This window comes from Trinickia diaoshuihuensis (assembly GCF_003390925.1).
Lineage (GTDB): Bacteria > Pseudomonadota > Gammaproteobacteria > Burkholderiales > Burkholderiaceae > Trinickia > Trinickia diaoshuihuensis.
In genome coordinates this window covers 22,153-40,894 of record NZ_QUBS01000024.1, presented here as the reverse complement: position 1 = coordinate 40,894, position 18,742 = coordinate 22,153, and the positions used below count along the sequence as shown (strand labels likewise).

The window sequence follows — 18,742 nt, the reverse complement described above, 5'->3', positions numbered from 1 at the left end:
TGTGACGGCGGCGAACGCTACGTCTTGGGCAGCGTGACGCCGTGCTGCCCTTGGTATTTCCCGCCGCGATCGGCGTACGACACCTCGCACACCTCGTCGCTCTCGAAGAACAGCACTTGGGCCACCCCTTCGTTCGCGTAGATCTTGGCCGGCAGCGGCGTCGTATTCGAAAACTCGAGCGTCACGTAGCCCTCCCATTCGGGCTCGAACGGCGTGACGTTCACGATGATGCCGCAACGCGCATACGTCGACTTGCCCAAGCAGACCGTCAGCACGTTGCGCGGAATGCGGAAGTATTCGACGGTACGCGCGAGCGCGAACGAATTGGGCGGGATGATGCAAACGTCGCCTTTGAAGTCGACGAACGACTTTTCGTCGAAGTTCTTCGGGTCGACGATCGTCGAATTGATGTTCGTGAAAATCTTGAACTCGTCGGCGCAACGGATATCGTAGCCGTAGCTCGACGTCCCGTAGCTCACGAGCTTGCGCCCGTCCTCGCCCCTACGCACTTGATCGGGCGCGAACGGCTCGATCATATTGTGCTGTTCGGCCATGCGCCGAATCCACTTGTCGGATTTGATGGTCATAAAAAGACGCTGAATAAGCGGATTTACTGCCGAATGACGCCGCACGCGAGCGCCGCTCCGACGCCGCGATCGGGGAATTCCGGATCGCTCGGTTCGCGGGCGACGAGCACCGAGCGGCCGATCACCGAGCGCACCCCGTCGAGCGAGACCTCGGTAGCCACCACGAATCCCGCGGCGACCCCCGTGGCGTCCGCATGAATGTTGCCGAGATCCCCCGCGCGCCGAACGCCGGTTTTCAGGCGGTCGGCCGCCGGCGCGAATACGGCGCCCGCGCTCGAACCGTCGGCCGCGTTGCAATCGCCGCGCTCATGCACCTGCAAGGCATGGTCGCTGTTCGGCGGCAGACCGACGAGGTTGTACGTTACCTGCACGCCGTCCGCGCGCTCGATGAACGTGACGGTGCCGCGCGCCGTATTGCCGACCGTGGGCAATACCTGCGCGTCCGCGCGTTTTTCGTGGGGGCCGAAGAAGGCGGCACAGCCGCCGAGCGCCGTGCTCGCCAGCACCAACGCGGCGATGACCATGCTCGGACGGCCGGCGCACCGCCAACCGGTTGTTTCTCTCATGCGATCCTCATGCCGGCGCGCGGCGCCAGTCGCGCCGCCGAGCCGGACTCAAGCGAAGGCGACATGATACCGCGACGCGCGGCGCACAAGCACCATCTAGGCGGTACGCCGTGGCGATCGGGCGGCGACGCGGGGCGCCGCGCGCGCGAACGTGGGCGGGAACGCGCTTTCACGTGTCCTGCACGACGATGGTCGGAAACTTCGCGCTCATGTCGCGGGCACGCTCGGCGATGCGGATCGCCACCTTGCGGGCGATCGCGCGGTACATCTCGGCGATCGCCCCGTGCGGATCGGCCGCGACGCTCGGGTGCCCGCCGTCCGCCTGTTCGCGGATAGCGATATCGAGCGGCAAGCTGCCGAGCAGCTCGGCGCCGTACTCCTTGGCCATCCGCTCGCCGCCGCCCGCGCCGAAGATGTGCTCGGCGTGCCCGCAGTTCGAGCAGATATGGATGCTCATGTTTTCGACGAGACCGAGAATCGGCACCCCGACCTTCTCGAACATCTTGAGGCCCTTCTTGGCGTCGATCAGCGCGATGTCCTGCGGCGTCGTGACGATGACCGCGCCCGTGAGCGGCACGCGCTGCGCCAGCGTGAGCTGGATATCGCCGGTGCCGGGCGGCATGTCGACGATCAAGTAATCGAGCTCGCCCCAGCGCGTTTGCCGCAGCAACTGCTCGAGCGCCGAGGTGGCCATCGGGCCGCGCCAGACCATCGGGTTGTCTTGGTCGACGAGAAAACCGATCGAGTTGGCCTCGACGCCGTGGCCTTTCATCGGGTTCATCGTTTGGCCGTCCGGCGATTCCGGCCGACCTTCGATGCCGAGCATCATGGGCAGCGACGGGCCGTAGATATCGGCATCCAAAATGCCGACGGCCGCGCCTTCGCTCGCGAGCGCGAGCGCGAGGTTCACCGCGGTCGTACTCTTGCCGACGCCGCCCTTGCCCGAGGCCACCGCCACGATATTCTTGACGTTGGGCAGCAGTTTGACGCCCGGCTGCACGGTGTGCGCCACGATCGACTGCGACACGGCGACCTCGGCGCGCTCGACGCCGGGCACCTTCGAGAGCGCCGCTTCGACGAGCGAGCGAACGGTATCGAACTGGCTCTTGGCGGGATAGCCGAGCACGATTTCGACGCTCACCGCGGCGCCGTCGATCGCGACGTTTTTCACGCCCTTGCCGGTTGTTACGGGCTTGCCCGTGTTGGGATCGGTGACGGCCGCGAGCGCGGCGTCGACCAAGGCCCGATCAATGCTCATCGATTCGACTCCGAGGGAGGAATGCACGCGGCGCCATGCTCGCGGATAAGCGCGACGCGCTCGAAAAGCATGGCCAAACCGCGGAAAAGTGAAAGAAAGTGTTGCGTACCATTGCCAAACGCCGAGCCGACGGGCACCTTCGCCCAGCGGCAAGCAAAGAGAGTGCCGCATCGGCGCTCACAGGCACTATTGTAGTGGTTAGCGGAGGCGCGCGCCTCGCCGCGGCATAGCAACTGCCTCCGCTGGCCGGTTTTGTCGCCGCATTGCGCGAGCGACCGTTTCGAGAGAGGACACCAATATGAACGCAAAAATCGTCACCCGTCTCACCGTCTTGGCCGTTGCCGGCTCGATTCTCGCCGGCTGCGCCACGCAGCAGCAAACCAATACGGCCACGGGCACCGGCATCGGCGCCGCGCTGGGCGCCGGGATCGGCGCGCTGGCCGGCGGCGGCAAGGGTGCCGCGATCGGCGCCGGCGTCGGCGCCTTGGCCGGCGGCGTCACGGGCTACAACTGGCAGAACATTCACAACAAGCTTTCGGGCGCGTCCAAGGGCACCGGCACGCAGATTACCGAGCAGCCCGACGGCTCGCTCAAGCTCAATATCCCGAGCAACGTGACGTTCGCCACCGACAGCTACCAGATCAACCCGCAGTTGTACGCCACGCTGAACGAGCTGGCGACGCAGATGAATCAAAACCCGCAAGTCATCGCACAGATTCGCGGATATACCGACAGCACGGGCAGCGCTTCGCATAATCAAACGTTATCCGTGAATCGGGCGCAAAGCGTCGCGACTTATCTGACGCAGCGCGGCGTCAATCCCGGCCGCCTCGACGCGCAAGGTTTCGGCGCAAGCAACCCGATCGGGGACAACAACACCGCGGCGGGCCGAGAGCAAAACCGCCGCGTCGAGATCTACCTGCGGGCGACGGCGCCGCAGGGCTAAGCAGCGGCCAAAGGCAGGCGGCGCGGGCCGCAAGCCGCGCCGGAAGCCGGCGAGAAGCGCGCGGTAAACGTTCCGAAAAAATTTTTCGAACTCGCCGGCATTTCGCTTGTCTGTATATTCGGTACGTGGCTGGCCAACGCCGCCGCGTCACCATTCTCCTCTTGTCGTTGTTGCTCCGGGGCCAAACGCCCCGGTTTTTTTTGCCTGTGTTCCCTGCTCGCCTCGCCGCCGTGACTGATATTTCCTACATTTCGGGCTCGGCGCGGCCGTTTTGTTAGAAATTCCATACAAAACGGGTCCGTGCGACCGCCGATCCCGGCAACCGCTTGACATCGACGAGCGAGCGCCCTCGTGCCTGCTAAAATCGTCGTTTTCCCTCAAGCAGCACACCTTCCCCTACGCACATGACCGTATCCGCCCCTCATTCCGCCGCGCAAGCCGGCACGGGCGCCGCCCGCCGCCGCATTCTCGTGACGTCCGCTTTGCCCTATGCGAACGGACAGATCCACCTCGGCCACCTGGTCGAGTTCATCCAGACGGACGTCTGGGTGCGCGCGATGCGAATGCACGGGCATGAGGTCTATTACGTCGGCGCCGACGACACGCACGGCACGCCGATCATGCTGAGCGCCGAAAAGGAAGGGGTCACGCCCAAGCAACTGATCGAGCGCGTCTGGCGCGAGCACACGCGCGACCTTCATAACTTCCTGATTTCGTTCGATAACTACTACACGACCGATTCGGAAGAAAACAAGACGTTGTGCGAAACGATCTACACCAAGCTCGAGCAAGCGGGCCTCATCGACGCGCGCGAGATCGAGCAGGCGTACGACCCCGTCAAGGAGATGTTCCTGCCGGACCGCTTCATCAAGGGCGAATGCCCGAAATGCGGCGCGAAGGATCAATATGGCGACAGTTGCGAAGTGTGCGGCTCGACTTACCAGCCGACCGACCTCGTCAACCCGTATTCGGCCATTTCCGGCGCGACGCCCGTGCGCCGCAAGTCGACACACTACTTCTTCCGGTTGTCGGATTCGCGTTGCGAGAATTTCCTGCGCGAATGGGTAAGCGGCCTCGCCCAGCCCGAAGCCACCAACAAGATGCGCGAATGGCTCGGCGACGCCGGAGAGGCGAAGCTCGGCGATTGGGACATTTCGCGCGATGCGCCCTACTTCGGCTTCGAAATCCCGGGCGCCCCCGGCAAGTACTTCTACGTCTGGCTCGACGCGCCGGTCGGGTACTACGCGAGCTTCAAGAATCTGGCAGCCCAGCGCGGCCTCGATTTCGAAGAATGGATCACGCCCGGCACGAACACCGAGCAATACCACTTCATCGGCAAGGACATCCTGTATTTCCATACGCTGTTCTGGCCCGCCATGCTCGAATTCGCGGGCTATCGCACGCCGACGAACGTGTTCGCCCACGGCTTCTTGACCGTGGACGGCGCGAAGATGTCGAAGTCGCGCGGCACGTTCATCACCGCGAACAGCTATATCGACACGGGCCTGAACCCCGAGTGGCTACGCTACTACTTCGCCGCGAAGCTGAACGCGACGATGGAAGATCTCGACTTGAATCTCGACGACTTCCTCGCCCGCGTGAACAGCGACGTGGTGGGCAAATACGTGAATATCGCGAGCCGCGCGGCGGGCTTCCTGATCAAGCGCTTCGATGCGCGCGTGCAGGACAGCGCAATGCATCATCCGCTGCTCGCGACGCTGCGCGCGGCGATCCCGCAAATCGCGGCCCATTACGAAGCGCGCGAGTACAGCCGTGCCGTGCGTCAAACGATGGAGCTGGCCGATGCCGTCAACGCCTACGTGGATACAGCCAAGCCATGGGACCAGGCGAAGGATCCCGCCAATGCCGCGTTGCTGCATGAAACGGTCAGCGTCAGCCTCGAAGCCTTCCGCTTACTGTCGATCGCGCTCAAGCCCGTGTTGCCGGCGCTCGCGGCCAAGGTCGAAGCGTTCCTCGGCGTGACCCCGCTCGCATGGGCCGATGCCGGCACGCCGCTCTCGTCGGCTCAGCCCATCAACGCCTACCAGCATCTGATGACGCGCATCGACGCCAAGCAGATCGAAGCGCTGGTCGCCGCCAATCGCGGGTCGCTGCAGCCGGCCGAAACCGGCGCCGCGGCGGCGGCAGCGGCTGGCGCGGCAGCGGCCGCAAAAGCGAAGCAAAAAGCGCCCGCCGCGGCAACGGCCGGCGCGGCAACGGCCGGCGCGGCGAGCGATGCGCAAAGCGAGACGATCTCCATCGACGATTTCGCCAAGATCGATTTGCGCGTTGCTCTGATCGTCGACTGCAAGGCGGTGGAAGGCTCCGACAAGCTGCTGCAACTGACGCTCGACGTGGGTGAGGCAAAAACGCGCAACGTCTTCTCGGGCATCAAGTCGGCCTATCGCCCGGAGGAATTGGTGGGCAAGCTGACGGTCATGGTCGCCAATCTCGCGCCGCGCAAGATGAAGTTCGGTCTGTCCGAAGGGATGGTGCTCGCCGCGTCGAGCGCCGACGAGAAGGCCGAGCCGGGTCTCTATATCCTCGAGCCGCACAGCGGCGCGAAGCCCGGCATGCGCGTACGCTGACGATGAGGGGCCGGCAGGCGCGAAGCGGCGCCTGCCGGTTGCCAACCGTCAGTCCTCGAACAGCGTCTGCAGGCCGATACCGTTTTCGTACGCGCCGAACGCCACCTTGTGGCGTCCCACCGCGCGCATACCCGGCCCCGGCAAATAGCTGAAGGTCACGCACAAAGCATGCGCGTCGCGCGGCGCCTCCACGATCCCCGGGCGCAGCGCCTTGCGCACATAGTCGTACACCGTGCCGACCACCGATGCGACGTTGCCGGCATCTTGCATATAGGGTCCCGCGCCCGTCCATGTGGCCATGTTCGCGAGCGCGAGCGCCGTGTCGTGATAAGGCGTGAGCTTGCGATAGCGCGCCGTCTCGACGTAGCGTGACACGCCCATATAGATTTGAGGCAGCTCGGGCACCGTGTTTTCGATACCGCTCGCGGCGTGCCGCCTGAAAAACGCGAGCACTTGCGATGGGCTGCCGATGACGACCAGCGGTTTGCGCCCTTCCCCTTGCTCCGAAAGCTGGAACCAGCCACGGCTGTTCTTGATTGCCTTTCGCAGTGAACCCCGGTCCTCGAGCAGTGAACCGCCCTTGCCGAGCTTCACCTCCGACACGGGCCAGCGCCACATCGATGCGGTCGTCATCGCATAACTCCTTCAAGTGAATCGAGCGCAAATCAGACCACGTTACCCCCGGCTCGCGCACGGGCATTTTTCGCAAAAATCGCGCGGAGCGTCACCGCCGCCAGCGGTCGAAGCGCCGCGTGTAGTTGACGTCCATGCCTTGGAACGTCCCCGTATAGACGAGCACGGACCAAAAGCGCGATAAGTTGACCGTCGCCTTGAACGCGTTGCTGGCCGATTGCAGGCCTTGCTCATAGCCGAGCACGAGCCGGTCGTTGATCGCCTTCGACAGCGCGACCACTTGCGAATCCGTGAGCCCCACGTCGCTGCGGCCGACCGAGAACTCGTCGAGCCCGAACGTCTGCGCCACGCGCTTGCCCGTCGCGCTGCCCAGCAACGCGAGCGCCGTCGTCATCGAGCTTTGCTGACTGAGGTTGTTGCCCTGATCGGTGCCGTGGCCGAACAAGAGCCACGAGAGCTTTTCGTTGTCGGTTACGTTCGGCTCGGACACGAGCTTGACGATGGGCGCCCGGACGGTACCCGTTACTTGCACACCCGCTTCGACCTCTTGATTGCGTCGCATGGCCAGAATATTGACGCCGGGATTCGCGACGGGCCCGTTGAACGTGAAATAGCCGTTCTCGATCGCGAGCTTGCGGCCGAAGGTCGTATAGGTCGATCCTTCGGTCACCCGCACGTTGCCGATCGCGCGCAGCGGTTGATCGGGCGCGGAAAGCGCCGTCACGGTACCGCGCAATCCGAGATCCGCACCTTGGCCGCGGAAACGGAAATCGCTGCCCAAATCGATGTCGACGCTCGCACGGGGGGCAAACCGGCCGACCGGCTTATTCGTGGGCTCCACCGGCTGCGGGGAACCGCGCACGAAACCGTGATCGCGCACGATCACCACGTCGTCGGACAAGCGCGGCGCGCTCTGCTCCGGCAGATCGAAGAGCGCATGGTCGACGGTGAACTTGCCGTTGATGTCGAGCCCGCCGGCAGGACCGCCGTTCGCGACCGTGGCGCTCCCCGAGAGCGACAATTGCCGATCGGGCGCCGCGAACAGTTCGAGCTTGTCGGCCACGATGCGCGCCGTCAGATCGGGCTCGGCGCTATCGAGCCGAATGCGCCCCGTGGCGCGGATCGTCCCGTCGCCGCCGTGAAACTCGACGCGCTGCAAGTCCACGAGGTTTTCGGTCAACGCCACGCGCACGATGCCGTCCTTCAATTGGATCCCTTGATCGACGAGCGTCGCCGAGAGATCGTCGCCGACTAGCGCGCCCGAGATCGCGGGCTTTGCCCGCGTGCCCGCGACGACGAGATTCAGCGCAAGATGGCCGTCCAACACGTAGCTGGGACCGAACAGCCCGCCGGTCGCCTTCAAGGCGGGAATATCGAACGCGAGCCTGCCCGCCAAGGGCGCCTCGTCGGTCAATCCCAATAAGCCGCCTCGCGCCGGATCGGGGGAAAGCCCCGCGCTGACGTTCGCGTCGAGCGTGCCGACACGGTTCGCCGCCGCGCGCACCGTCGCGGCCACGCGGGCCGCGCTCAGGTCCACGCGCGCCGACAGCGCCGTGATGCCGAACGAGGCCGTGCCGTACCCTGTCGAAAGCGTCGCATCGCCGCTGCGGCGCTCGATCCGGGCATAGCCGCTCGCGGTGCGGCCCAGCGTGAAGTCCCAATCCGCCGCGAACACGAGATCGCTCGAGAGCCGCGACGGCTGTCCCGTCAGCGTTTGCCGGATCGCAATGAACCGCGCCACCGAGAGGTTCGAAGCGCTGCCCGCCGAACTGATCGCCCCATGGTCGTAGACGATCGACTTCAGATCGAGCGTTGCTCCCTCGATGGCGAGCCGCGTCGGGCCCAGCGTGACACGCTCGCCCCCAGCGGAGACGGCCACCGGCGCCTGCAACTCGACGCCCGGCAATCCGCGGTTCGTCAAGCGCGCGAGCATGCCATCCCAGCGCGGACCCGCGCGCGTATCGGTCAACGCGCCCGTGCCCGCCAGGGCCATATCGATGGGACGCGCGCCGACCGAACCCTTCGCTTGCGCGTCGAACGCGTGTTTCCCGCGCGTGCCCGTGACGTGGGCCGACAGCGTCGTCAGATCGACCGGCCCCGCGTGGACGTCGCGCGCGTCGGTTGTGAATTCGAGCGCGCCCGTCGCGCCGTCCCGAATGCGGGCGCTGCCCGTGGCGGCGCCGATCCGGTTCGCACCGATCGCCACCGCTCGAGCATCGTAACGCAGCGTGACATCGGGATGGGCGAGCGAGCCCGTGAGGTCGCCGTCCGCCAGCACCGTGCCCGCGATGCCGAAGCCGAGCCGATCGAGCTGCGGCGCATCGACGTGAAAGCGAAGCCGGTCGCCGGGGCCGCCGAAGCTGCCGTGCAGCTCGACGTCGTTGCCCGCGATCGAGAGCGTGGCGTTGCTCGGCAGCAAACGCGCGCCCGCGAGCTGGACCGTCCCTTCGCCCGTCAGCGGGAAGCCGTCGTAGACGCTGTCGCCGAGTTCGAACTTCAGCTTGGTGGAGAACGGTTCGCCGAGTGTGCCCACCGCGCTCAAACGCCCCGTGACGCGGGCGCCGGGCGGCTTGCCCCCCGCGCGCGCGGACTTAGCCGAGCCAGCCGCGGCCGAGTGCACCCCCGGCAATTCGGCCGCGATCACCAAGCGCGGATCGAAATTGGTCAGGACCGCACCGAGGTCGTAGCTCGACAACGCTCCGGGCGCCGATGCGCCGGGCGCCAGCGCGCCCTTTAGTTCCAGGCGTCCGTCGCCCGCGTCGATGCGCACGTCGTGCAGCGCGATGCGGCCGTGTTCCAAGGCGACACGCGCTCGCGCGCGAAGGCGCGCGGCCTCATCGGCCAAGTCGAGCGAAAGCGATTGCGCGGGGCCGTCGAGCGTGACCCTGATCGGCCCGGAGAGAGCGGTCTGCCGGACGTACGGGGTCAGCGTCGTCAAATCGAGCGCACGCGCATCGAGTGCGAGTTGCCCGCGTCCGCCCGCGAACGTGCCGCTCCCCGTAAGCGTGGCATGGCGCACGAGTTGCACGGTCAGATGGTCGAGCCGCTGCTCGCGGGCGGACAGACGCAGGTCCGCGCCGGCGCGCACGAGCGGCAGCCGATGCTCCTCGAGCAGCCCGGGTTTCGCATTGACGATCGCAACAGGCCCCGCAACCACGAGCGGCCCGCCGCCCGGCACCGGTGCAAGCGTCGCGGCCAGCGAAAGGTCGGCCTGCGGCGCGCCCGGGTCGAGCACGCGCGGGTCGACGTGATCGAAAGCGATCGTCGCACGCGTCAGGGGCACGGGCGCAAACGGCTGCGCTTCGATATGCGCGCGGCCGGACAGCTTCATCCCGCTGGCCGCCACATCGGCCGCGAGCGCTTCGAGCGTGCCCGATAGACGCGCGTCCAACGTCACCTGCGTACCATCCGGCGCGCCCGAGGCGTTCAGCGCGCCCGTCAGCGGAAACGGGCGCTGTCCACCGAGCGAAAGCCGAGCGGCCAGCGCGCCGTAAGACGTGTCCAAGCCGTCGATCGACAGCGTGTGATGAACGCCGTCGCTGCTTGCGCGCGCATGCAACCGGTCTATTTCGGTCGCCGACGCACCGTCGCGCAAGATCAGCTTACCCAGGGCGAGCGTGCGGACCTCCAGTTGTATCGGCAAACGCAGCTCGCTCGGCAGGCGCATCGGCGCGGTACTCGTCGAGGGGGCGAGCCGCGCGTCGATCGTCCCCGCCTCGAGCGCATCCACGGTCAGCCGCCAAGGCGAGCGCGTCAGCGCCCAGCGCCCCTCGATTCGATCGATGCGAATATCGGTCGGCGGTGCGCCGGCCGCACCGGCCCTGTCGAGCCAGCGCACGTTTGCGAGGCGTACGCCGTGCGCAAGCGTGCCGCCGACGAACCGGCCGGTCAGGCGCGAGCCGGTCGCCGCAACGGCCGTCCGCCAAACGAGCCGCGTACCGGGCTCGGTGGCGACGGCGCCGTAAAGCGCCGCCGCGATAAGCACGATAGCCAGCACGAGCGCGAGCGCGGTCCATCGCAGCGCGCGCCGGCTGCGCCGCACCCGCCGTTTCGGCGGCGGCTCGGGCGCGCCGGACTCACCCGGCCCGCCCGTCCCCGGCGCGGCGCCGTCGGACGGCTCGTGCGGTGTGGACGGCGATTCGTGCGTCATGCGTCGTGATCCATACGTTTATCCGGTCGCGAGGCTCAAAATGCGATGCCTAGCGTCAAATACGGCCGCACGCTGTGGTTGCGCATGCCGTAGGCCAAATCGACGTTGATCGGACCGACGGGGCTGCGCCAGCGCACGCCGATGCCCGCACCCGGGTAAAAGACGCGCTCCCCCCAAGTATCCGTCGCCGTACCGATATCGTAGAAAGCGGCCGCGCCCCAATCGTGCGTAAACCAGTGCTGATACTCGGCCGTGGCAGTCACGAGGTACTTCGTCGGCAACACCGAGCCGTCGACATTGTTGCCGATGCTCTGGAAGCCGTATCCGCGGACGGAATTGGAGCCGCCCGCCCGGAACAGCAGCGAGGCCGGAATGCCGCTCGAACTCCCGCTCGTGAATACGCCGCCCAATTCCGCGCGCACGAGAAACAGGTCGCGTTTGAAGAGCGGCACGTACTGTTCGCCGCGCGCATAGCCGCGCACGAACGTCTGATCGGTTGCGATTCCCTTGACGGCGAAGCCCGTCTCGACGTGGACGAGATTGCCCTTGCGCGGAAACAGCGGATCGTCGACGTTGCGGCGCGTCCACGACCACTGCGGCACGAGCGCATGGCTCGTCGTCGGCCCCGATGCGTTTTGATCGAGGCGGTCGGCGTAGTACTGCAGGGAATACGCGTAGTCGATGAATTGCGCCGTGCGCGCCCGCTGCAAACCGGCGCGCGCGCTGTAGATCCGCGTACCCGACACCTGCGTGTTCGTGTACGACGCGAGCGCGCTATTGACCCAGCCGCGCTGCCCCGGCGGCATCGACAGTTGAACCTGGCCGTATTGCTGGATCTGATCGAGCCGGCCCTGCACCGAAAGCGGCCAGGCAGCGCCGAACGTATCGAGATACGTGTACGAGCCTTGCACATGGGCGCCCGTATCGGTCGCATACCCAACCCCGCCGCGCACGCTGTTGTACGGATACTCGCTGACCTTCACGTGGATGGGCGTCTCGTTCGGCTTCGCGGTATCGCTGCCGACGTCGATCGCGACGCTCGCGTAATAGGGCGTGTTCTGCAGTTGCCGCTGCAACTCGGCGATCCGCTCGACGTCGTATATCTCACCGACTCCGAGCGGATTGACGTTCGTCACGATCCGCCCCGGGTAACGCTGCACGCCCGATACGTCGAGCGGCCCGAGCGTAAAGGTGGGGCCGCTCGCGAACGCCACCGTCAGCGCGGCTTGGCGCGTATGCGGATCGATGCGCGCTTGCGAGCGCACGATCTTGGCACCCAGATAGCGGCGCGCCTGCAATGCCTTGAGCGCCGCATCCTTGGCATCGCTCCATCCGGCCTGGGTGAAGGGGTCGCCCGTACGCAGCGAAAAGGCGAAGCGCGCGGCGGTTTCCCGCGCCGGTTCCTCGGTGCGCACCGGGCCCTCGAAGCTCAGATCGACCGACGAGACGATGGTGCGCGGCCCCGGCTCGACGTACACCGTCACGGCCCGCTTGCCCTCGGCCGCCGTACGCACGTCGGTGCGCACGATCGGGGAAAAATAGCCGTCCGTCGCGGCCAAATCGCGCACTTGTTGCGGGGCGGCCGTGACGAGGAAATCGAATTGATCGTCGGTGACGTCGTCGCGCGGCGCGAAGCGCGCGAGATCGAGATGCTTTTCGAGCAGCTTGCGCATGGCGCGCGGCGCATCGATCGTGATGTCGTATTTGGCCGCCGCGGGCATCGACGCCAGCGCCAGCACAAGCGCGCACGCGACCGACGGCCAAAACGTTCTCGCGGCCGGCGCGGGCCGGCGCCTTGCACACCGCGCGCCGCGAGACGAAGCAATCACGACTCCCCGCAAACCCCCTCCCGAGTTGATTGGCGCCCGGCCACGGGCAAAACGCTGACGAAAGCGGACATTTGAACATAACCGCCGGAGAACGAGCCATCGCGCGCGCGAATGCCGGCCATATGGCCAAGGTCCGCCCCTTGCACAGCCGCCCCGGCCGGCGCCGCGGCCCACGATTCGCGTGCCCCGCTTCGACGGCGAAAGCCGGCCAGTGTTCCGCATGAGCGGCATGCGCTAAAATCCCACTTTGCTGGAGACGGCCCGCTGCCGCTCTGTCCCTATTTTCAGGATGACCGGATCATGTTGTATCAATCGGATATCACGCAGTTCATCAATCAGTTGAAAGAGCAAAAGCCGACGTTGGAAGAAGAACAGCGCCGCGGCCGCGCGCTGCTGTGGGACAAACAGCCGATCGATCTCGAAGAGCGCTCGGCCCAGCAGCTCTCGCGCGTCAACCAAACGCCGTACGTGTACTACCAAAACTTCTGAACGTGACCGCCGCCGACGAAGGGCATCGCGCGGGGGCGCCCGACGCGGCGCTGACCGCACCCGCCACCGACACGACGCCCGACACCGTCGACGGCATTGCGTTTGCGCGCCTATACGGCGAGCCGCTGTTCAAGCTGCCGCAGGATCTATACATCCCGCCGGACGCGCTCGAAGTGTTTCTCGAAACGTTCGAAGGTCCGCTCGATCTGTTGCTGTATCTGATCCGCAAGCAGAACTTCAACGTGCTCGACATTCCGATGGCGGACGTGACGGCGCAGTACCTCGGCTACGTGGAGCAGTTGCGCAAAACGAACCTCGAATTGGCGTCCGAGTATCTGCTGATGGCCGCCATGCTGATCGAGATCAAGTCGCGCATGCTGCTGCCGGTCAAGAAGGCCGACACGGGCGAGGAGCCCGAGGATCCGCGCGCGGAGCTCGTCCGGCGCTTGCTCGAATACGAGCGCATGAAGCTGGCGGCGCAGCGGCTCGATCAACTGCCTCAACTGGGGCGGGACTTCTTGCGCGCCGAGGTCTACATCGAGCAAAGCATGGCGCCGCGCTTTCCCGACGTGGCGATCGACGATTTGCGCGCCGCTTGGGCCGACGTGCTCAAACGCGCCAAGCTCGTGCAGCATCACAAGATCTCGCGCGAAGAGCTTTCGGTGCGCGAGCACATGAGCTTGATCCTGCGCCGTCTGCAAAACGCGCGCTTCGTCGAATTTTCCGAACTGTTCGATGTATCGCGCGGCGTGCCCGTCGTCGTCGTCAATTTCATCGCCATGCTCGAGCTGGCGCGCGAATCGCTCGTCGAAATCACCCAGCCGGAACCGTTCGCCCCGATATACGTGCGTCTCGCATACCTGCCTGCCTAGCGCGAGCGTCCGCCCCGCCCCGCTCATCGAACGATCGTCTTTTTTCGATGTCAGTGGCCGTCAAATCCACTACAATCGGCGCGCCTTCAACTTCGCGGGCGTCGCGCCCTTCAGTACGATGAAAGTCATCAGCTCGATCCACGAATTGCGCGACCAGTTGCGCGGCCAGAACCGTACGGCGTTCGTCCCGACCATGGGCAACCTGCACGAAGGCCATTTGTCGCTGATGCGCCTCGCGCGCCAGCACGGCGATCCCGTCGTCGCCAGCATCTTCGTCAATCGTCTGCAGTTTGGACCGAACGAGGATTTCGACAAATACCCGCGCACGCTCGAAGCGGATATCGAGAAGCTGCAAAAGGAAAACGTGTACGTGCTGTTCGCGCCGACCGAGCGCGATATGTATCCGGAGCCGCAGGAGTACCGCGTCCATCCGCCGCACGACCTCGGCGATATCCTCGAAGGCGAGTTCCGCCCCGGCTTTTTCACGGGCGTGTGCACGGTCGTCATGAAGCTCATGTCGTGCGTACAACCGCGCGTGGCCGTGTTCGGCAAGAAGGATTACCAGCAGCTCATGATCGTGCGGCAAATGTGCCAGCAGTTCGCGCTGCCGACCGACATCGTGGCCGCCGAAACGGTGCGCGACGCCGACGGCCTCGCGCTCAGCTCGCGCAACCGCTATCTGACCGACGTGGAGCGCGCCGAAGCACCGATGCTGGCCGCGACGCTTGCCCGCGTGCGCGAAGCTGTTCTATCGGGCCGGCGCGACTTCGCCGCGATCGAGCGCGAAGCGATGGAAAGCCTGGCGGCGCGGGGCTGGGCGCCCGATTACATCGCCGTGCGCAAGCGCTCGAACCTGATTGCGCCGGCCGCGCACGAACTCGACGCCCCGCTCGTCGTGCTGGCGGCCGCCAAGCTCGGCGCGACGCGCCTTATCGATAACCTTGAAATCTGACGCCGCCACGGTGTCCGAAGGAACGACCATGCAGCGACACATGCTGAAATCGAAGATCCACCGCGCTGTCGTGACGCATTGCGAGCTTCACTACGAAGGATCGTGCGCCATCGACGAAGATTTGCTCGACGCGTCGGGCATCGTGGAGAACGAGCGAATCGACGTCTGGAACGTCAACAACGGCGAGCGCTTTTCGACGTACGCGATCCGCGGCGAACGCGGCAGCGGCATGATCTCGCTGAACGGCTCGGCCGCGCGGCGCGCTCAGCTCGGCGACCTCGTCATCATCGCCGCATTCGCGGTCGTGGACGACGCCGAGCTCGCGGCCGGCTGGGAGCCGAAGCTCGTATTCGTCGACGACGAGAACAAGATCAAGGGCAGCCGCGGCCACGTGCCCGTGCAAAGCTGGAGTTAAGCGGGCGGGGGCGGGCTGCGTTTTATTTCGCGGCCCAGGCCAAGATCGGCTCCCACTGTTCGAGATCCTTCTCGACGCGGCTTTGCGGGACATCCCAAAGCGTCAGCCCGTGGGCCGCGAGTTGGACGTAGTTTTGCGTATCGCGCAAGAAACCGAGCACGGGCAGATCGAGTCCTTCGACGAAGCGGTGCAACTGCTCGGCCGAACGCGTGCGCGCATCGACGCGCATACCGACCACGCCCACCTCGATCGCCCCCTTGCGGACGGCCTTCTCCTTTGTTAGCCGCTCGAGGAAATGCTGCGTGGCCAGGATGTCGAACATCGACGGCTGCAACGGCACGATGACCTTATCGGCGAGTTCCAGCGCGGCGGCCAGACGCGCGCCGTGCAAGCCTGCCGGCGTGTCGATGACCGCGCGCTCGAGCCCCTTGGGCGGCTTGACCGGCGCGTCGGGATCGACCTGCCACGTTTCGATGGGAGGCAGCGCTTCCGGCCGCAAGGCCAGCCAGCCATGCGACGATTGCTGCCGATCGAGGTCGGCCAGCGCCACCCATTCGCCGTTCGCCGCGAAGGCGCCCGCCAAGTTCGTCGACAACGTGCTCTTGCCCACGCCGCCTTTGGGGTTCGCTACCACGATCACCGTCATGAACACTCCCGAGTAGAAGACCGCTGGATACGGCCGGTTAACCGGTTACGCCGCCGGGCCGATTGCTTCGGGCATGCTTATTCGCCCTTTATCCGCCCGCTAAGCTATCAAAAAGCATCGCAGGTCCCGATAATATCGGCAAATTCGGCCGCCAGGAGGTTCTCTCGATGTCGACGCTACGCCCCGATTACACGATTGAGACCATTCATGAACATCAGCAGGGCACGTTGCCCGATCTGCTCGGCGTACGCATCGTCGCGCTCGGGCAAGGCACGCTGACGGGTAAGCTGGCCGTGCGGCCGCAACTGCTGGCGCCCAACGGCTATTTGCACGCGGCGACCGTCATCGGCTTGGCCGATACCTGCTGCGGCTATGCGTGCATGGCGCATCTGCCCGAACACGCGCGCGGGTTCACGACCATCGAGCTCAAAAGCAATTTTCTCGGCACTTGCCGAGCGGGGACCGTGCGCGCCGTCGCGAGCGCCGTTCACCTCGGCCGCAGCACGCACGTGTGGGACGCGAGCGTCTTCGATCCCGACGGCCACACGATCGCGCTGTTCCGCTGCACGCAGATGATTCTCGCTTAGGCGGTCATCGGGCTGTCGGGGTCTGCCGCAAGCCTTTGGCGAACATTTCGAGCGTGGTCGCCGGCTTACCTAGTTCGCGCCAAGTTCCGTCCGCATAGAACGGATCTTCATGGTTGCCGAAATAGGCAAACAAATGGGCGACGAACTTCATCCTGGGGCTGACGAGGCCGAGCGCTTTGATCACCCATAGCGGCGCCACACGGATTTTCAACGCAGGGTCGTAGTTCCGCACGAATTGCTCCATCGCCTCCTTCACGGAGAGGGCTTCAGGTCCTTGGACGGGACAGTGCTCGGGCATCGCCGCGGGGTGCTGAAAGGCTTTGACTACTTGCCGCGCATAGTCGGCCGCGCTGATCCAATAGACTTTCACGCTCGTGTTTCCGATCCATTGGAGCGCGCGCTTTTGAATCATGTTCGGCAGGAGCTCCATGAAATGAGTCGGCGCGAAGAACGTGTGGGGGATCCCGGAGGCTGCGATGATCTCGTGCCCCTGCATCCGGATCAGGTTCGGCACCATGTTGTTTTTCATGGTCGCCACGGCCGGCGGGTAAGCGCCCAATGCGCCGATCTTCGCGATGTACTGGATGTCCAGCCCTTGCGTCGCGGCGATCAGATTTCGGACGCCCTCGCGCTCCTCGTAGAACGGCAGGTTCAACTGCGCCGTCTCGGTCGCGAGATTGAGATAGATAGCGTCCATCGCGTCGAGGCCGGCGCGCAGGCTTGCAACATCGCGTAAATCGCCTCGGACGATTTCGACATTGGGCGGCAGCTTGGCCCTCGCCGTCTCCGGAGAACGCACGATCGCCCGTACCTGAAAGGTCTTTGCCAGCTCCGCGACGACCGGTGCGCCGAGACGGCCCGTTGCGCCGACGACGGCGATTTTTCTTATCTGTCGCATGCTTGCTCTTGCACGATGAGTTGAACGGGGTTGGCCGATGTCGATCGGCGAAGGCCGAGCACGCTACGCCGTTCGAGCGAGCGTGATGGCGCGTTCGGGGCACGCCGCAACGCAAAGCCCGCAAGACCGGCAGGCGTGCGCGTTCGGCGTGTAGGCGACTTTCATTCCGTGCACCCGCTGCTTCAAGCGATGCATGAGATCGAGGCCGCGGTAATCGGCTGCATCGATACGCCGGATCTCGAACACGTTCTCCGGGCACACGGTCACGCAATCGCCCTTGCCTTCGCACCGTTTCAGATTGACGACCGGCGCAATGACGCCGGGCTCCTGTTTGCACTCGCTCGCCGATTTCTCGCGCATGTTCACGCTCCCGTGCGCTCGTCGCCGCCCGAGCGGCCCGCCATCCGGAAGCGCTCGCGCTCCTCGGGGGTCATGGCTTCCCATTTGCGCCAATGGCGCCGGCCGTGCCAGCCGCGGTGTCCGCGGAAGCCGCCGAACAAGATGCGGCTCAACACGAGCAGGCCCAGCGCGTGGGCGAAGTCGATCGTGCGGGCGCCGGCGAAGAGCGCCGGCGTCACCCAATTCCACAACATCATGACGACCCATCCGAGCACACCGATGGCAATGACCGCAAACACGGCTTTGCCCACACATCTGATTCGAAAACTCATCCGTCGACTCCTTTAAAGATTGTCCAATTCGTCATAAACGGGCTGCAATCTGCCGCGCAGATGCAAGACCGCGTAGCGCTTGCGCGCGAGCAACGTGTTGAGCGCGACGCCGCTTTGCGCGGCCAGCTCCTTGAACGAGCGGCCCTCCAGTTCGTGCGCGATAAACACCTCGCGTTGATTCGGCGGCAACTCGTCGAGCGCGTCCTGCAAGGCCTTGAGCAAGACCGTTCGGGCGTAACGCGCTTCGGGGCCCGCGTCGTGCGCCGGCAGTGCGAGGTCCAGGCGATACTCGCCGTCCGGATCGTCGTCGGGCTCGGACAGATCGGCCAGCGGCTGCTCCCGCTTCTTGCGGAAACGATCGATGATCCGGTTGCGCGCCGTGCGAAAAAGCCACGCGCTCGCCTGTTCGATGGGTGCGGGAAGCCGGTACGCCTGAACGAATTCGTGAAACACGTCCTGGAGGATGTCCTCGGCATCGTCCGGGTCGCGTATGCGGCGCCGGATGAAGTTCACCAGCCTCGTTCGTTCAAGCATCACTATCGCGGTGATGTCGCGGTCTGGGTCGGTCATCGTGCGCGAAGTGGATGGCGATTGCATGCCTCTGAAGACGTTTCAGGCACGCGAATATTGTGGGCAAGCGAAAAAAATTTGCGCC

General features: G+C 65.4%; 18 protein-coding genes. 7 read left to right on the top strand and 11 right to left on the bottom strand.

The window, feature by feature from the left end:
* Positions 1 to 17: 17 nt before the first annotated feature.
* From dcd to apbC, 3 genes are all read right to left on the bottom strand, one after another.
* Positions 18 to 587 (bottom strand): dCTP deaminase, encoded by a 570-nt coding sequence (gene dcd / locus DXT59_RS06195; protein WP_116136045.1) that lies wholly within the window; start codon positions 585 to 587, stop codon positions 18 to 20.
* A gap of 23 nt (positions 588 to 610) precedes the next feature.
* The gene (locus DXT59_RS06190) at positions 611 to 1,153 is read right to left on the bottom strand and encodes a superoxide dismutase family protein (protein ID WP_116136044.1); all 543 of its coding nucleotides are present in this window, start codon (positions 1,151 to 1,153) and stop codon (positions 611 to 613) included.
* Between the two features lie 169 nt (positions 1,154 to 1,322).
* Complete coding sequence (gene apbC, locus DXT59_RS06185; RefSeq protein WP_116136148.1) at positions 1,323 to 2,411, bottom strand: iron-sulfur cluster carrier protein ApbC; 1,089 nt, start codon at positions 2,409 to 2,411, stop codon at positions 1,323 to 1,325.
* 298 nt (positions 2,412 to 2,709) lie between these two features.
* On the opposite strand from apbC, the gene DXT59_RS06180 reads away from it, so the two are divergent.
* Both DXT59_RS06180 and metG read left to right on the top strand, forming a co-directional pair.
* Positions 2,710 to 3,357 (top strand): YiaD family glycine zipper/OmpA-like lipoprotein, encoded by a 648-nt coding sequence (locus DXT59_RS06180; RefSeq protein WP_116136043.1) that lies wholly within the window; start codon positions 2,710 to 2,712, stop codon positions 3,355 to 3,357.
* Between the two features lie 404 nt (positions 3,358 to 3,761).
* Complete coding sequence (gene metG / locus DXT59_RS06175) at positions 3,762 to 5,945, top strand: methionine--tRNA ligase (protein ID WP_116136042.1); 2,184 nt, start codon at positions 3,762 to 3,764, stop codon at positions 5,943 to 5,945.
* A 48-nt stretch (positions 5,946 to 5,993) separates the two neighbouring features.
* Here metG and DXT59_RS06170 read toward each other — a convergent pair whose 3' ends face one another.
* The 3 genes from DXT59_RS06170 to DXT59_RS06160 all read right to left on the bottom strand — a co-directional run bounded on the left by DXT59_RS06170 (position 5,994) and on the right by DXT59_RS06160 (position 12,449).
* Positions 5,994 to 6,578: a hypothetical protein gene (locus DXT59_RS06170; protein ID WP_116136041.1), complete on the bottom strand. Its 585-nt coding sequence runs from the start codon at positions 6,576 to 6,578 to the stop codon at positions 5,994 to 5,996.
* 91 nt (positions 6,579 to 6,669) lie between these two features.
* Positions 6,670 to 10,728, bottom strand: a complete 4,059-nt coding sequence (locus DXT59_RS06165) for a translocation/assembly module TamB domain-containing protein (protein WP_116136040.1) — start codon at positions 10,726 to 10,728, stop codon at positions 6,670 to 6,672.
* Positions 10,729 to 10,763: 35 nt separating this feature from the next.
* Positions 10,764 to 12,449 carry an autotransporter assembly complex protein TamA gene (locus tag DXT59_RS06160; RefSeq protein ID WP_116136147.1) on the bottom strand — a complete coding sequence of 562 codons (1,686 nt, stop codon included), beginning with the start codon at positions 12,447 to 12,449 and terminating at the stop codon, positions 10,764 to 10,766.
* Positions 12,450 to 12,857: 408 nt separating this feature from the next.
* Here DXT59_RS06160 and DXT59_RS06155 point away from each other — a divergent pair, with 408 nt between their 5' ends.
* The 4 genes from DXT59_RS06155 to panD all read left to right on the top strand — a co-directional run bounded on the left by DXT59_RS06155 (position 12,858) and on the right by panD (position 15,285).
* Positions 12,858 to 13,046, top strand: coding sequence for a DUF3460 family protein (locus DXT59_RS06155; protein WP_116136039.1), 189 nt, complete (start codon positions 12,858 to 12,860; stop codon positions 13,044 to 13,046).
* A gap of 2 nt (positions 13,047 to 13,048) precedes the next feature.
* Positions 13,049 to 13,918 carry a segregation and condensation protein A gene (locus DXT59_RS06150; protein ID WP_116136038.1) on the top strand — a complete coding sequence of 290 codons (870 nt, stop codon included), beginning with the start codon at positions 13,049 to 13,051 and terminating at the stop codon, positions 13,916 to 13,918.
* A 118-nt stretch (positions 13,919 to 14,036) separates the two neighbouring features.
* Complete coding sequence (gene panC / locus DXT59_RS06145) at positions 14,037 to 14,870, top strand: pantoate--beta-alanine ligase (RefSeq protein WP_116136037.1); 834 nt, start codon at positions 14,037 to 14,039, stop codon at positions 14,868 to 14,870.
* Between the two features lie 28 nt (positions 14,871 to 14,898).
* Positions 14,899 to 15,285, top strand: coding sequence for an aspartate 1-decarboxylase (gene panD, locus DXT59_RS06140; protein ID WP_116136146.1), 387 nt, complete (start codon positions 14,899 to 14,901; stop codon positions 15,283 to 15,285).
* A 22-nt stretch (positions 15,286 to 15,307) separates the two neighbouring features.
* Here panD and DXT59_RS06135 read toward each other — a convergent pair whose 3' ends face one another.
* Positions 15,308 to 15,931, bottom strand: coding sequence for a ParA family protein (locus tag DXT59_RS06135; RefSeq protein WP_116136036.1), 624 nt, complete (start codon positions 15,929 to 15,931; stop codon positions 15,308 to 15,310).
* 167 nt (positions 15,932 to 16,098) lie between these two features.
* On the opposite strand from DXT59_RS06135, the gene DXT59_RS06130 reads away from it, so the two are divergent.
* On the top strand, positions 16,099 to 16,518 hold the full coding sequence (locus tag DXT59_RS06130) for a PaaI family thioesterase (RefSeq protein ID WP_116136035.1): 420 nt from the start codon (positions 16,099 to 16,101) through the stop codon (positions 16,516 to 16,518).
* 4 nt (positions 16,519 to 16,522) lie between these two features.
* Here the strand turns inward: DXT59_RS06130 and DXT59_RS06125 are convergent, their stop codons facing one another.
* The 4 genes from DXT59_RS06125 to DXT59_RS06110 all read right to left on the bottom strand — a co-directional run bounded on the left by DXT59_RS06125 (position 16,523) and on the right by DXT59_RS06110 (position 18,657).
* On the bottom strand, positions 16,523 to 17,416 hold the full coding sequence (locus tag DXT59_RS06125) for an SDR family oxidoreductase (RefSeq protein ID WP_116136034.1): 894 nt from the start codon (positions 17,414 to 17,416) through the stop codon (positions 16,523 to 16,525).
* 63 nt (positions 17,417 to 17,479) lie between these two features.
* On the bottom strand, positions 17,480 to 17,776 hold the full coding sequence (locus tag DXT59_RS06120; protein ID WP_116136033.1) for a 4Fe-4S dicluster domain-containing protein: 297 nt from the start codon (positions 17,774 to 17,776) through the stop codon (positions 17,480 to 17,482).
* Positions 17,777 to 17,778: 2 nt separating this feature from the next.
* Positions 17,779 to 18,087 carry a hypothetical protein gene (locus tag DXT59_RS06115; RefSeq protein ID WP_116136032.1) on the bottom strand — a complete coding sequence of 103 codons (309 nt, stop codon included), beginning with the start codon at positions 18,085 to 18,087 and terminating at the stop codon, positions 17,779 to 17,781.
* A 12-nt stretch (positions 18,088 to 18,099) separates the two neighbouring features.
* Complete coding sequence (locus tag DXT59_RS06110) at positions 18,100 to 18,657, bottom strand: RNA polymerase sigma factor (protein ID WP_116136145.1); 558 nt, start codon at positions 18,655 to 18,657, stop codon at positions 18,100 to 18,102.
* Between the last annotated feature and the right edge of the window lie 85 nt (positions 18,658 to 18,742).